Origin of the sequence: Saprospira grandis DSM 2844, from assembly GCF_000275825.1 — a bacterium.
Classification (GTDB): Bacteria; Bacteroidota; Bacteroidia; order Chitinophagales; family Saprospiraceae; genus Saprospira; species Saprospira grandis_A.
Map to the genome: position 1 here is coordinate 2,242,551 of NZ_JH719942.1, position 14,239 is coordinate 2,256,789.

The 14,239-nt window shown below is 47.0% G+C and carries 7 protein-coding genes and 2 rRNA genes; 5 read left to right on the forward strand and 4 right to left on the reverse strand.

The window, feature by feature from the left end:
• Nucleotides 1-243 precede the first annotated feature (243 nt).
• From rrf (SAPGRDRAFT_RS10285) to SAPGRDRAFT_RS10305, 4 genes are all read left to right on the forward strand, one after another.
• Nucleotides 244-352: ribosomal RNA gene (gene rrf, locus SAPGRDRAFT_RS10285) — 5S ribosomal RNA — on the forward strand.
• 80 nt (nt 353-432) lie between these two features.
• Nucleotides 433-541: ribosomal RNA gene (gene rrf / locus SAPGRDRAFT_RS10290) — 5S ribosomal RNA — on the forward strand.
• Between the two features lie 289 nt (nt 542-830).
• Complete coding sequence (locus SAPGRDRAFT_RS10300; protein WP_002659213.1) at nt 831-5,666, forward strand: MG2 domain-containing protein; 4,836 nt, start codon at nt 831-833, stop codon at nt 5,664-5,666.
• Nucleotides 5,667-5,997: 331 nt separating this feature from the next.
• Entirely contained in the window at nt 5,998-7,818 is a 1,821-nt protein-coding gene (locus SAPGRDRAFT_RS10305) for a hypothetical protein (protein ID WP_002659214.1), read from the forward strand.
• A 54-nt stretch (nt 7,819-7,872) separates the two neighbouring features.
• Here SAPGRDRAFT_RS10305 and SAPGRDRAFT_RS10310 read toward each other — a convergent pair whose 3' ends face one another.
• The 3 genes from SAPGRDRAFT_RS10310 to SAPGRDRAFT_RS10325 all read right to left on the reverse strand — a co-directional run bounded on the left by SAPGRDRAFT_RS10310 (nt 7,873) and on the right by SAPGRDRAFT_RS10325 (nt 12,202).
• Nucleotides 7,873-9,891 (reverse strand): urocanate hydratase, encoded by a 2,019-nt coding sequence (locus SAPGRDRAFT_RS10310; RefSeq protein ID WP_002659215.1) that lies wholly within the window; start codon nt 9,889-9,891, stop codon nt 7,873-7,875.
• A 91-nt stretch (nt 9,892-9,982) separates the two neighbouring features.
• On the reverse strand, nt 9,983-10,879 hold the full coding sequence (locus SAPGRDRAFT_RS10315; RefSeq protein ID WP_002659216.1) for an FISUMP domain-containing protein: 897 nt from the start codon (nt 10,877-10,879) through the stop codon (nt 9,983-9,985).
• A 492-nt stretch (nt 10,880-11,371) separates the two neighbouring features.
• On the reverse strand, nt 11,372-12,202 hold the full coding sequence (locus SAPGRDRAFT_RS10325; RefSeq protein ID WP_002659218.1) for a porin family protein: 831 nt from the start codon (nt 12,200-12,202) through the stop codon (nt 11,372-11,374).
• 108 nt (nt 12,203-12,310) lie between these two features.
• On the opposite strand from SAPGRDRAFT_RS10325, the gene SAPGRDRAFT_RS10330 reads away from it, so the two are divergent.
• Complete coding sequence (locus tag SAPGRDRAFT_RS10330; protein ID WP_002659219.1) at nt 12,311-13,399, forward strand: hypothetical protein; 1,089 nt, start codon at nt 12,311-12,313, stop codon at nt 13,397-13,399.
• A 41-nt stretch (nt 13,400-13,440) separates the two neighbouring features.
• Here the strand turns inward: SAPGRDRAFT_RS10330 and SAPGRDRAFT_RS10335 are convergent, their stop codons facing one another.
• On the reverse strand, nt 13,441-14,229 hold the full coding sequence (locus SAPGRDRAFT_RS10335; RefSeq protein ID WP_002659220.1) for a uroporphyrinogen-III synthase: 789 nt from the start codon (nt 14,227-14,229) through the stop codon (nt 13,441-13,443).
• Between the last annotated feature and the right edge of the window lie 10 nt (nt 14,230-14,239).

A 14,239-nucleotide genomic window follows, 5' to 3' on the forward strand; every position in this document is an offset into this window, starting at 1 on the left:
CTAAGCGCGAAGCCAACCTTAAGATGAGTATTCGTTGAAGAGACCTGGAAGATGACCAGGTAGATAGGCTATAGGTGGAAGCACAGTGATGTGTTAGGGAGCCAAGTAGTACTAATTTCTCGAAAGCTTCCTTTTTCTTTCTTTTTTAAAAGAAGGATCGATAATCAACGCACTTTTAAAATTCTATTACTTTCCGTATGTCATAACGATATAGAGTTTATCCAAAGGGATAGACAAAGATTTAATGGTGGTCATAGCGAGGGGGAGACACCTTTTCCCATTCCGAACAGAGCAGTTAAGCCCCTCAGCGCCGATGGTACTACGAAAGTGGGAGAGTAGGTCACCGCCAACCTAATCTATAAAGCCTGTACAGCAATGTGCAGGCTTTTTTTATCAAAAAAATAGCTCATCCAAAGGGATGAACAAAGAGTTAATGGTAGTCATAGCGAGGGGGAGACACCTTTTCCCATTCCGAACAGAGCAGTTAAGCCCCTCAGCGCCGATGGTACTACGAAAGTGGGAGAGTAGGTCACTGCCAACCTCATCTATAAAGCCTGTACAGCAATGTGCAGGCTTTTTTTGTTTAAGAAGAAAGGTTTTGCCCCACAGGGGCTGGCGGCTTTGCCGCCAAAGAGGAGCGAAGCGACTGGCCTAGCGATGTGCAGCAGTGGCCCATAGGGCCAGACCGAGCAGGCAAAGCCTGCGAAGGGCCGAGCGAATAGCGAGCTGCGAAACGTAGCGCCGCAAGGCAAAGCCGCAGCGGAGGCCCCAAAAACAATAAAGCATACATCAAAAAAACAATAGGCTGCATCTAGTAAAGAAAAGAACCTATGCGTAAAATTATTTACTTCCTCCTCTTTCTAGGAATATATAGCTCGGCTTGGGCTCAAGAGTGGCCCTACAGCCAGAAAATAGAGCAATACAATGAAATCTTGCCCACAGAAAATATTTATGCGCAAACCGATCGCAGCTATTATGAGCCAGGGGAAACCATCTGGTTTTCAGCTTATTTGTTGGACCAAAATCTGTTAGCTAGTAAGTCTGAAGTCCTAGAAGTGGAATGGCTAAACCCTAAGGGACAGGTCGAGAAAAGTTACCGCTTAGCCGTGCTAAAGGGAAAAGCAAGAGGAGATTTTAAGTTGAATGAAGATGCCAAAGGTGGAATTTATACGCTTCGGTTAAAGACCAGTTGGCAGAAGAATTTTGGAGATCAACAGTTTGTTTTTGAGAAAAAACTCACGGTCCAAAACCAATATTTGCCTGATCTATTGATGAAATTGGATTTTTTGCGAGAGCGCTATGGAGCTAGCGATTTGGTACAGGCCAAATTGGATGTACGCAGTCCCGAAAATGAAGTTTTGGCCAATAAAAAGCTAAGCTACGAGATTTTTCTGGGCGGAAAAGTCTGGAAAAGAGGTAAGGGAGAGACCAATGCCATGGGGCAAAGCCAAATTCAATTTGAGCTACCCACTCCCTTGGAGGCCTCAGAAGGATTGCTCAATGTCTTTGTAGAACATGAAGGCAAAAGAGAATCTATAGGGCGAAGTATTCCATTGGTCCAAGATAAAATACAGCTGCACTTTATGCCCGAAAGTGGCGACCTGATGGCGGGTTTTCAAAATCGCTTGGCTATTAAATCTCTAGATCTACAAGGCCAAGCTGTAGACATTGAGGCCGTTTTATTGAATGCCGCCGGAGAAGAATTGCAAGCCTATAAAAGCTATCATCAGGGAATGGGGGCCTTGGACTTTGAGCCAAAAGCGCAAGAACAATATCGTCTAAAAGTGCTTCGCCCCGTACAACAAGAGTTTGATTTGCCCAAGGCCCTCACTAAGGGACTTAGCTTTAAGATCTTGGCCCAAGATCAAGAACAACTAGAACTAGAAATTTATAGCAGTAAAAAACAAAGCGTCTGCCTGTTGATGGTACAAGATGCAGGCCTTATTGAAGAGCGGGGCATTGCCTTAAAGGCGGGTAGCCAAAGGTATAGCTTGCCGCTAAAAGATTGTAAAATGGGAATTACCAAAATTACCCTTTTCAATCAGGCAGAGCAGCCCGAGGCCGAGCGCCTATTCTTTGCCAAAAAGCAAACAGGTCTGCAAATCGAGATCGAAACAGATAAAGATAAATATGCCATTCGCGAAAAGGTCGAGCTGAAAATTAAGGTAAAAGATGCAGCAGGCAAGCCAGTGCAAACGCAGCTCTCTTTGGCCGTGGTCGATGATAAGTTTTGGAATCTGGACCAAGATAAACCCGATAATATTCTCTCTCATTTTCTACTCTCTAGTCAGCTAAAAGGAAAGGTCCAAGAACCCGCTTTTTACTTTGAAGACAATAACCCCAAAGCAGATACTGCCTTAGATTATTTGCTTTTGACGCAAGGTTGGCGCCGCTATAATTGGCGGCAAATATTGGCAGATGAGCCCCAAGTTAAATTCATAGCAGAAGATGGAAAACGTTTGGCCGGACAGCTATTATTTAATGGGAGGCCTCTGAGCAATAAGTCGCTAAGCGTTTATCGTAATGGAGATAGAAAACTACTCAGAGAACTCAAAACAGATGCAGAGGGCTTTTTTGTCTGGGAAGACTATGAGGGAGAAGATCAGCTCATACTAAAAACAAAGCATAGAGGCTTTTCGCTAGAACAAACGGTTTACCCCAAGCACTACTATAATGCCCCGAATACTAAGCCTATTTATTTTCAAATACAGCTTTTCCGCAGACAGCAAGATAAAGGCGCCTATTATAGCCGTAAAAAAGTGGGGAGCTCCTCAGATCCCACGGCCCTCAAAGGGATGGTCTTTGATGAATATGGAGAGCCTCTGGCTTTTGCTAATGTTGTCCTACTAAAAGCAGGAACAGAGCAGCTCGTAAAAGGAACCACTACAGATTTTGATGGGAATTATAAATTTGATGGAATTACTCCTGGAATCTATGACCTCAAGATTACTTATGTAGGTTATCCTAAAGGGCTGGTTAAACAGCTAAGTACTGGAGGCGGTGAGCAGCTACGCTATGACTACTATTATTCAGATTCGGATCTAGAGTTAATGGAGGTAGCTGTTGAAGAGGTGCAGGTTGTAGAATATAGTATTCCACTGATAGAAATGGATAATACCACTGCTGGCCAAACATTGGGGGCAGAGGATATCGAAAAATTGGCTACTCGTAATATTGCTAGTATTGCCGCAACTACAGCAGGGGTGAACCAGGCAGAAAATGGCGAGAATTTAAGTAGACGCACTAGGGCTGATGATGTTTTTGTTGATGGAGTAAGAGTAATTGGTGGCGCGCCAAGACCAGCTCCAATAGAAAAGATTACAGTAGTAGGACAGAAAACAAAGCTGAATACAGCTAATCTAAACGAAAACAGCAATTACCTCAACTTGCAAAGAGCAGAAGGACAGCTGCGACCCAACCCCACAACCGATAAGTTGAGCCAACCTCAAATTGCCGATACCAAAACGACGATAAAAGGACTCAGCGCAAAGCTTAGCCAAGAAGGTTGGGCGAGGTTTTATCGAAGTCAAAGCTTTTATGCTCCAGATTATAGCCCTTACTTAGCTGCAAAAGAGGACTACGAAAATATTTCCGTAGAGCGGACCGACTTTAGAAATACCCTATACTGGAACTCTTTGGTCGAAACGAATGAAGATGGAGAGGCAGAACTCTATTTTTATAATTCTGACGCACTAACCACTTTCCGCATTATTACAGAAGGGACCGGCGGACAAAAAATTGGCCGTAAAGAAAAAACCTATAGCGTGCAGGCTCCTTTTCAGCTACGTGCCCAATTGCCCAAAGAGCTGATTGTTGGCGATACCCTCCGTTTGCCTGTCTTTTTGATTAACCAAACCGATGAAGCGCTTTCAGGCAAGTTTTATTTATCGCATAGCCAGCAATGGCAACCGCTGTTTAGTCGAGATACACAGACATACAATATTCCTAAGGATAGCTTTTTGCGCCTGGAGCTGCCTTTTGTGCTCAATTATAGCAAAAACCGAGACCTCAATATGAAACTGAGCTTTTTTGCTTCTGGCCATAAAGATGCTTTAAAGCTAAAGAGCCGACTCAAAGCTAGAGCTTTTCCTGTAGCCATTAGCCAGGCCGATAAACAACGGCAAGCGAGCTATCAATTGAATATTGATGAAATGAAGGAGGGCTCTATGCAGGCCCAAATTACCGTTTTTGGCAATCCGCTTATGCAATTGCAAGGAACCTTAGAAGGCATGATCCGCCGCCCTTATGGCTGTTTTGAACAGGTCTCTTCCAGTACTTACCCAAATATTTTGGCCCTACATTTATTAGAATCTACAGGCCAACTCGATCCCAAAATAGCGGATCGAGCGCTGGGCTATATCCAAGATGGCTATAATAAATTGGCGGGCTATGAGTCTGCAGGCGGTGGCTTCGAGTGGTTTGGCGCATCTCCCGCACATGAGGGCCTCACAGCTTATGGCCTAATGGAATTTAAGGATATGGCCGCTGTGGCACCCATTGTCGATGAGGCCATGGTCGATCGTGCTCGAACTTGGTTGCTCTCTCGCCGAGATGGCCATGGTGGCTTTTTGTCTGCGGCTGGCTATAATCATGGCTGGGGCAAATCGGAGGCGGTAAGCAATGCCTATATTACGATGTCTTTGGCCTATATTGGCGAAAAAGGCTTGGCAAAAGAGCTGCAACTAGCCGCCAAAGAGGCAAGCGCTAGCCGCGATTTATACCGTCTGGCCCTAGTGAGTTTGGCCCATTTCTATGCAGGCAAAAAGACCAAGGGCAAAGAGCTTTTGGCTTTGCTCCAAAAGAATATGACCGACCTCAACAAGCTAAAGGCCGAGCATTCAATTACCTATTCTACGGGCCGAAATCTTCGTCCGCATATTTTGGCTTTGGCCATTTTGGCCCATTTGGAGGCGGGCGATTTGGCCGCCTGCCACCCCCTAGTCAATGCTTTGATCAAAACAAAAGGTCGCTATTATTTTGGCGATACCCAAGGCACGGTTTGGTCGCTCAAGGCCCTAACCGCCTACGCCTTGGCGCAAAAAATACAGTCTGCAGAAGACGGAAAATTGCTTGTTCATTTAAATGGGGAGCTGGTCCAAGAACAGGCCTTTAATAGCTATGAGGGCCTAACTTTAGCCATGGATAACTTGGCCAAAAAGATGGCTCTTGGTCAAAATAAAATTAGCCTGAGCTTTGAGGGCTTTAGCCAAGCGCAAAGCTATATGTTGGCGCTCAATTGGCTAGAATATACGCCCCCTACGGCCCAAAATGCGCCTATTTCAGTGGCTACTCGCTTGGCCAAAACGCAAGCATTAGAAGGAGATTTGATTCGCTATGAGGTAGAAATTAAGAACGAACTGCAGGATAAAGATGCGCCCACGCCCATTGCCATGATCGGGATTCCCGCTGGCCTGAGCTTACAATCTTGGCAGCTCAAGGAGCAGCAAGAGGCGGGCAAATTTGATTACTACGAGATTTTTGACAACTATTTGGTCCTCTACTTTAGAAAAATTCCTTCGGGCCAATCTAAAAAGATACTTTTGGACCTAAAGGCGGAGCTGCCCGGGCATTTTACGGCCCCAGCCAATTCGGCCTACCTCTATTATCGCCCCGATGCCGTATTTTGGGAAGCGGGCCAAAGTATTCAGATCAAAGCGGCCAATTAAGCGATTTTTATTTTGGGGCTGCCCCGCCCTGCGGGCGGGTCGGGCTGTGTCGTGGCTCGCAGGTCTGCTCGGCCCTGCAGTTTTTTCGCTACGCTCAAAAACTTGGGTCTGCGGCTGCGCCGCCCCACTTTCCATCCCTCAGCCTGCGGCCCTTTGGGCCTGTAGGACGCCAAGAGTGGGCCTTGGCCTAGCGATGCGGCGGGGTGGCCCGAAGGGCCAGACCAAAGGCGAAACGAAGTGTAGCCTGAAGGGCCGAGCAGACCTGCGAGCCCCAAAGCGTAGCGCCTGCCGAAGGCAGGAGGCCCCAAAAAAATATATATACAGATAGCAGATGAATAAACTATTAGCCTACTTTTTTTTCCTTTTAGTTGGACCAATTTGGGGGCAGAGCCTATCGGAGCCTGCCGTTTTTCAGCATTATTTTAAAGATGACTTGCGGGCCGCTCGTTTGTATACGGATGCGGGTTTGGGCAAATATTTTTGGTTGGCCCAGCAGCGGGAGCCCAACCTAAATTACTATGGTTTTGATGATTATAGTTTGGACCATGATGGGGCCTTTGGCAGTATTTTGCTTACGCCCAAGCATCAACCTCGTTTGGGTATAGACCTTATGGGCAGTCATGCTGGAGAGTTTAATGGGGCTTTGCGCAGCCGTTTGGATGTGGATGCCATGCAGGTCAGTTTGGATGTTCAGGGGCAATACCTGAATCAAATTCGGGATGCAAATGGGGATGGCTGGCAAGATCAGGCCCAAAATCAGAGTTTTTATTTAGATAATGGCTGGGATTTTTACTCGGGTCGATATCACTCCAATAATAATATTCAGTTTTTGAGTTTGGAGCAGCAAGATGGGCAAACTGCCTTTTTGCAGGGCGATACGATGGCTTATGGGCAAGAACTCAAGCTGCAACAGCAGCAGTTTAGCAGCCATCATTTGCTGGGGTTTCGGACCAAAGATTTATTGCTCATCAATTTGCAGTATAAGGACCATATGCAGCAGCGAAATTGGGGGGAGCGAGAATATGAGGGGGAAGAAGTTCGCCTAGAGGTTAAGGCTCGTTATGAATACCACCTCAAATCGGAGCTGGATATTTTTCGGATGCAGCTGGATGTGGTCCAAAATCGCTTTATTGAGCGCTTAGACAGCCAAGATTTTAGACGAGATGAACGGCTTTTGGGCGGGGCCTTGGGCTATGATACCTATTGGGGCCCAAAATGGCAGTTTATTACGCATATGCAGTTGCACTATCATAATTTGGCGGGCCCGCAATTTAGTCCACAACTAAAATTGAATTATCAAATCCATAAGGAGGTCAAGAGTAACTTTTTTGCTGGCCGCTCTTGGCGCTTTGCCAATCCCTTGACCGAATATGCCGATTTATTGCGCACGGGCCGCAGCATAGCAGTAGATAGCGATTGGCAGGCCGAAGAACTCTATTATTATGGCTTTGCCTTAGATGTTTCGCATTGGTGGAACCTTTATTATGGACCATTTGGCGCATTTCTTTCCCAGCTTCAGTTTCGTTGGCGGCAGCAGCTGGCCCCTCAAGAAATGGTTGCGAACTTAGATGAAGATCCCTATTTGCTTAGCTTTGACTATTTAGAGGAAGGGCAGAGGGGCCTGCGAAATAGCTTAGAGGTATCAGGAGGAATCAACTTTTCAGAGCCTTTACTTTCCTTTAATTTTGACTATCGTCATAGTCGGCGTTGGAGCTATATTGCAGATCAGCGTCGAGAGTTGCCCCTTTATAGTCGGCATCGTTTACGTTTGTCGGCTCGTTATATTTGCCGTTTCCGAAATTGGCCAAGGAATCGACCTACTTCTCTTTTTACTATAGAGTCTATTTTATATCTGCAATCTGCTCAACGTCTGCCGACTTTGGGCGCTAGAGGCGATGCCCCAGAAAGAAGTCCGGGCTTTAGTCGCTGGGATATGGAGTTGGAGTTGCCTTTCAATCGCTGGTTTTCAAAGTCTAAGTTCTTTAAGAAAACAGCATTTAAGCTAGGCGTACAACAACTGCTCAATAGGCAACAAAAAACGCTGATTTATGGAGCAGAAGATCCTTTTTCTGCAGATTTTGAGGGCGGCTATCAGTGGGGGAGTACAGTGGGCAGACGGTTTTATCTTCATTTTCGCTATCAGTTGATGTAGCAAGCAAAAAAGCCTAGTATCTGATGATACTAGGCTTTTGCTTTGTAGAGAAACCTACTTGAAAAGTTGGTCCAGTAGATCCTCATCGGCTTCTTGGGCAAGGGTAACTTGCAAGCCAGGAGAGCGTTTCATCTCTTCCTCAATGGCAAAACGAGCATGTGGGTTTCTGGCCCAAGCACGGCGGGCAATGCCGTTATTAACATCCCAGAAAAGCATCTGCTGTAGTCTGCGATCCGCTTCGGGACTGCCATCTAAGAGCATTCCAAAGCCGCCATTGACAACCTCGCCCCAACCTACACCACCACCGTTGTGGAGAGAAATCCAAGTGGCTCCGCGAAAGGCATCACCCACAAAGTTTTGTACGGCCATATCAGCGGTAAAAGCTGAGCCATCATAGATATTAGAGGTTTCCCGATAGGGCGAATCTGTTCCAGATACATCATGATGATCGCGCCCAAGGACCACAGGCCCTAGTTTGCCTTCAGCAATAGCTTGATTAAATGCTTGGGCAATGCGAATGCGGCCTAGGGCATCGGCATAGAGAATACGAGCCTTAGAACCCACCACCAATTGGTTGTCTTCGGCGGCCTTAATCCAACGAATGTTATCCGCCAATTGCTGGCTAATTTCTTCTGGCGCATCTTGGGCCATCTCTTCTAGCACCTGCGCCGCTAGCTGATCGCTAAATTGCAGATCTTCCATCTTTCCTGAAGCACAAACCCAACGGAAAGGACCAAAACCAAAGTCGAAGCACATTGGCCCCATGATATCCTGCACATAAGAGGGATACTTAAATCGACCATCGGGCAAACAAATATCAGCTCCCGCCTCATCACGAGCCGCCTTGAGAAAGGCATTGCCATAATCAAAGAAATACATGCCTCTTTCACTCATCTTATTGATGGCCGCCACATGCCGTCGGAGAGTGGCCTGCACGGCTTGGGCAAACTGCTCGGGCTGCTCGCCCATCATCTGCTTGGCCGTATCAAAATCTATATCAATCGGGTAGTAGCCGCCAGCATAAGGGTTGTGCAAAGAGGTTTGGTCAGAGCCTAGCTCTACTTTGACATTTTTCTCGACCAAATATTCCCAAAGGGCAACTACATTGCCCTGATAGGCCAAGGAAACGGCCTCTTTTTTAGCTCTGGCGCTTTCTATCCGCTCTACTAATTTGGCCAAATCCGTATAGACCTCATCTACCCAGCCTTGCTCATGTCTTTTTTGAGTGGCAATGGGGTCGGCCTCCGCTACAATGCCAATGGCACCAGCAATAACAGCCGCCTTGGCCTGAGCGCCCGACATGCCGCCTAGACCCGCCGTAACAAATAACTTTCCCCCCAAATCGTCGCTGCCTTGCAAACGAGCCGCATTGAGGACCGTAATGGTGGTGCCATGCACAATCCCTTGTGGACCAATATACATATAGGAGCCTGCTGTCATTTGACCATATTGGGTGACCCCCAAGGCGTTGTAACGCTCCCAATCATCTCCCTTAGAGTGGTTGGGGATCATCATGCCATTGGTGACGACCACTCTAGGCGATTCTTTGGGCGCAGGAAAGAGCCCCATAGGATGCCCAGAATACATCACTAAGGTTTGCTCATCAGTCATCTCCGCCAAGTACTTCATCGTGAGGCGATATTGGGCCCAGTTCTGAAAAACAGCCCCATTGCCCCCATAAGTAATCAGCTCATAAGGATGCTGGGCCACTGCAGGATCCAAGTTGTTCTGAATCATCAGCATGATGGCCGCAGCCTGCTTAGATTGATGCGGATATTCTTCTATCGGACGAGCATAAATGGCCTGCTTGGGCTGGTAACGGTGCATATAGATGCGGCCATAATCCTTGAGCTCCTGCATGAATTCAGGCGCCAACTGAGCATGCAAATGTGGCGGGAAATAACGCAAAGCATTTTTAAGGGCCAATTTTTTCTCCTCCAAACTAAGGATGTCCTTGCGCTTGGGCGCTCGGCTGATGCTAGGGTCCATTTTGGGGTATTCGGGCAGCTCTTGCGGAATGCCCGCTAGTATTTCGGCCTGAAAGGCCGTTAGACTGGCGTTGTCTGTTAGCATAGTTCTGTTTTTTTATATGAAATAGCTGTTTTCTTCATTAGGGCTAGGAAAACCTAAGGCCCAATACTAACGTACTGGGCCTTTTTTGGTTTTAGTCTTGCACGCAGCGACAAGCGGCAAAATTAGATTGGCTATAACTGGCCCCCCTCATGTTCTCATCATCATAATCCAGAATTTTATAATGGGCGTTCTGTGTGCCATCGGCCTCATTGCTCCAAAAAATTCCATATTCGCTGAGGCCCCTAAATTCGCCCTGAGCGGTCAGGTAATCTCCAGCGGCAAAAACCTTGAAGCCCAAGGCATCAATGCCATCGCTAGAGAGGATCCAGCCAGAAGTGGCTTTGAGCAAACGAGCTGGCCCTCCTTCATCATAGGGGAGGCTCTGCACCAAATTGTCCCATTCGCTCAAACTAGGCAGATGAAAATCCGCTGGGCAAACCAAGTTGGCGGTGTTCCAGGTATACAAACGACCGTAAATAGTGGCCGGAAAATCGGGATTGACCAAGGAGCCATTGGCCTGGTAACGCAGGTTTTCGCCCATCCAAATTTGGCCCCCCATCTCGGTTAGTAAGTAAAGTTGATTGTCTCGACTATCTTCGAGGTAGGCGGGTTGGCCAAAAAACTCTAGGGCGGGGCCATTTAAACCATCTACTTCGGCCCGAACTTTTTGGCTGCGGTTTTCTCGGCCCAAGGTCCAGTATATCTGCGCCACCCCATGGCTATTCGTTTTGCTGCGAGCCTCAAAAGTGCCATTATCAAAAGTACCGCTGCCAATGGCAATCTGAAAACTAACCTCTACATCTTCTATGGGCTCGCCTTTATTGTTGGTCACTCGAAGCTGTAAGGGCTCGCTTTGGCGGCTGCCCAGGGGCGTTTCTTGGTTGTTGCCTGCAAAAATGCTCGCTTCTGCGGGGATATTTTTGGTGCAGCTTCCCAAAAGTAGGAGGGAGGCAAGCAGGAGAAGGGGGAAATGGCAGCTAATTTTCATGCTAAGGGCTAAATTTAAAAGGAAAATATCTGTTTTTTGATGTTTTGGGGCTGCCCCGCCCTTTGGGCGGGTCGGGCTGTGTCGGGGCTCGCTATTCGCTCGGCCCTGCGCTTTTTCGCTCTGCTCAAAAGCTGGGTCTGCGGCTTCGCCGCCCCCCTTTCCATCCCTCAGCCTGCGGCCCTTTGGGCCTGTGGGACCAGAAAAGGGCGAACTAGCTTAAAGATAAAATTTTTGGAGCAGAGCAAAGCAGCCCAGGCCAAAAAATGGTCCAGTTGGCCTGGCGAAGCCAGGCTGGCCGAAGGCCAAATGGCCCAGCGCTGCGCAGCGGTGGCCGAAGGCCAGACCCAGCGGGCGCAGCCCGCGCAGGGCCGAGCAGACCTGCGAGCCGCGTAGCCTAGCGGCGGCCGCCCCCCTGAACAGGGCGGCCGCGGGCCCCAAAAAAAAGGACCATCCTGCAGCAGAATGGTCCAGATAAATTATCGTTCGTTTGGCTTAGAAAACGATGCCTAGACGTAGGCCAATATTATGAAAACCCGTGCGGGCTTTGTTGGGTTCTAGGCTTCCATTTAGCTCAAACAGTTCGTTAGTACTTACGGCATCCAAGAAGCCATAGTTGTAGAACAGGCCAGCAGTAAGCAAGAGGCCGCCGTCTTCATTGGGGGCGTACTCTACTCCAGCGCCGGCGCCAAGTTGGATTTGGAGGGGAAAGATATCCTTATAAACATTTTCGCCCTTTACTTTTTCGGGGGTGTAGTAAACTGGATCTCCAGTGCTGTTGACAAAGTTCGTTTCGTTGGGTGATTCAATGGTAGCGCGGGCCGAAACGGGGATACCAATAGTGAGGACAGGCAGTTGGAAAAAGGCGCGCATATAGCTTTCGCCCAACTCATTGGTGCGCAACTTTAGGCCAACGGGAATCTCGAGATAATTGAGGCGATACTTCACCTTAGTGCCGGGGGTGAGGAGCATTTCATTGCCATCGGTACCGATATTTCCGGTACTAGTGCTTACATAAGACTCGGCATCTAGCTCAGAATCGGGGAAAAGGCGTCCGCCATCCTCATAGAAAAGAGAGCCTCCACGGCCTAGCGAGAAATTTCCGCCCATAATGAGCGCATAATTATCGCTATTGCCAAAATAGTATTCTCCGAGCAGGCCAATAGTAAAGCCGAGATTGCTACCATCGGGTTCTACATCTTTGTCATTAGAGGCGAAAAAAGAGACAGAAGGCTCTACATAAACGCCAAATTTAAATTCCTTTTGTGCTTGGGCAGAAACAACAAAGGCCAAAAAGGCCGTTAATAAGGTGATTTTACGCAGCATAACTTTTTATTTTAGCAGCTATTAAATATTGGAGTTGTTGAACTGGCGAGTATTTAGCAGAAAGCCAATAGCAACAAATTCCTTGAACTCACAAAATTAGTGTAAAATATGAAAACTCTTTGGGGCCTATTGGCTTTTGTCTTTCTTTTTTCGGTCTTTACGGCATGTAGTAGCTCAGCGGAGCGGCGGTCTAAATACCAGCCAGATTTGGGCGAGCTATCGGCCAGAGTAGACATTTTTCGTTTTGAGCAAGACCTAATGGCTTTGTCCAGAGATAGTACGAAGATAAAAGAAGGGATAGAGAAATTGAAGGAAAAGTATCCGGATTTTGCCCCCCTTTATTTTGGCCAAATTATGGGCATGCCTGATCAACAGCCAGATTTTGCGCCTCGTTTATTGAGCTTTTTGGACTTTAAAGAGTCGCAATTGCTTTATGATAGTATTCAGTTGGCTTATCCCAACTTGGATCAGGTACAGGCAGATTTGGAGCAGGCTGGAGCGCATTACCTTTATTATTTTGGGGGCAAAAAGCATCCCTTTGAGAAGGTCTATACCTACTTTAGCTTTTACAATTATGGCACCTTTACCTTAGAAGACTATTCGGGTTTGGGTTTAGACTTCTTTTTGGGGCCGGATCATATTGGTTATTTGGCGCATCCGAACCTAAAAAACGCCTATATGCGCAGAACCCTAACGGCAGAGCACATCTCGGCCAAAATGGCCTATGCCTTGGCGGATCGTTTAGTGGAGCAGCAGGCCAAAAGAGAAAGCAGTCGATTGATTGACGAGATGCTTTTTAATGGGAAGAAGTTCTTTTTGGCGGGGGCTTTTCTGCCTCAAACCGCCGACAGTCTGCTCTTTAATTTTTCGGCCTTTCAAGTTGAATTTTGCGAAAAAGGCGAGCAGGGGCTTTGGGATTATTTGGGCGAGCAAGACCTCTTGTATAGCAGCGATGCCACCAAATACCGAAAATACGTAACGGTAGGTCCCTTTAAGCCAGAGCTAGACCTACCGGGCAATTCGGGAAGTTGGTTAGGGGCCCAAATTTTACGGCAGTACGCCCAGCGTCGGCGTTTGGAGCTCAAAAACAACCGGCCCAATAGCAGTCCTCAGGAAATAGACCAAGTGATTATACAGGAAATCCTCAATGAGAGTCGACCAGAACATTTTATGAAGCGCTACAAGCCGAGAAAATAAACAAAAAGGGCGAGCAGAATTTCTGCTCGCCCTTTTTTAGCTTAAAGGTCGTTGGCTTCCTTTATATAATGCTCAATGGCTTCGGCCATAGAACGTATTTTGGGAAACTCTGGATTAGGGACCTCAATATCAATATACAAGCCTTTGGCCTCAATAGCCTTGGCGGTAGAATTGCCATAAACGGCAATACGGGTACTTTTTTGCTGAAATTCTGGAAAGTTATCGTAGAGAGAGTCTAGACTCAATGGGCTAAAAAAGACCAAAATATCATAGAAAACATCTTCTAGGTCAGAAATATCCGAGCTAGCCGCTAGGTACATTTCTGAAACGACAAAATTAAAGCCTTCTGCTTCTAAAAAAGTCTTATAGGCTTTTTTGCCCAAATTAGAAGAGGGCAGCAAGAAGGTCTCTTTCTTCTTATGCTTTAGCAAATAAGGTTTGAGGTCTTGCAAAGTTCTTTTGCCAAAAAAGACACGGCGTTTGCGGTAAGTAGTATGCTTTTGTAAATAGAGGGCAATTGCTTCGGAGAGACAAAAATACTTAGTTTCTGCAGGCACCTTATAGCGCATCTCCTCACAAAGGCGAAAATAGTGATCAATAGCCGACTTAGAGGTAAAGATAATAGCCGAATACTCTTCTAGCTTTACCTTTTGTTTACGAAACTCCTTGGCCGAAACGGGCCGAACCTCTGTAAATGGGCGATAATCCACCTTAATACCGTACTTCTCTACTAAGCGATCATAGGGAGCTTTATTATTTTTGGTAGTCATTTGAGTCACCAAAATACTCTCTACGCGCTTTAATCTTTCTTTTGCTTCCACGGATGACATATATTCCCTT

Bases quoted from the DNA above. Each gene is read 5' to 3' on its own strand.
- SAPGRDRAFT_RS10300 (WP_002659213.1), top strand. From the start codon at position 831: ATGCGTAAAATTATTTACTTCCTCCTCTTTCTAGGAATATATAGCTCG.
- SAPGRDRAFT_RS10305 (WP_002659214.1), top strand. From the start codon at position 5,998: ATGAATAAACTATTAGCCTACTTTTTTTTCCTTTTAGTTGGACCAATT.
- SAPGRDRAFT_RS10310 (WP_002659215.1), bottom strand. From the start codon at position 9,891: ATGCTAACAGACAACGCCAGTCTAACGGCCTTTCAGGCCGAAATACTA.
- SAPGRDRAFT_RS10315 (WP_002659216.1), bottom strand. From the start codon at position 10,879: ATGAAAATTAGCTGCCATTTCCCCCTTCTCCTGCTTGCCTCCCTCCTA.
- SAPGRDRAFT_RS10325 (WP_002659218.1), bottom strand. From the start codon at position 12,202: ATGCTGCGTAAAATCACCTTATTAACGGCCTTTTTGGCCTTTGTTGTT.
- SAPGRDRAFT_RS10330 (WP_002659219.1), top strand. From the start codon at position 12,311: ATGAAAACTCTTTGGGGCCTATTGGCTTTTGTCTTTCTTTTTTCGGTC.
- SAPGRDRAFT_RS10335 (WP_002659220.1), bottom strand. From the start codon at position 14,229: ATGTCATCCGTGGAAGCAAAAGAAAGATTAAAGCGCGTAGAGAGTATT.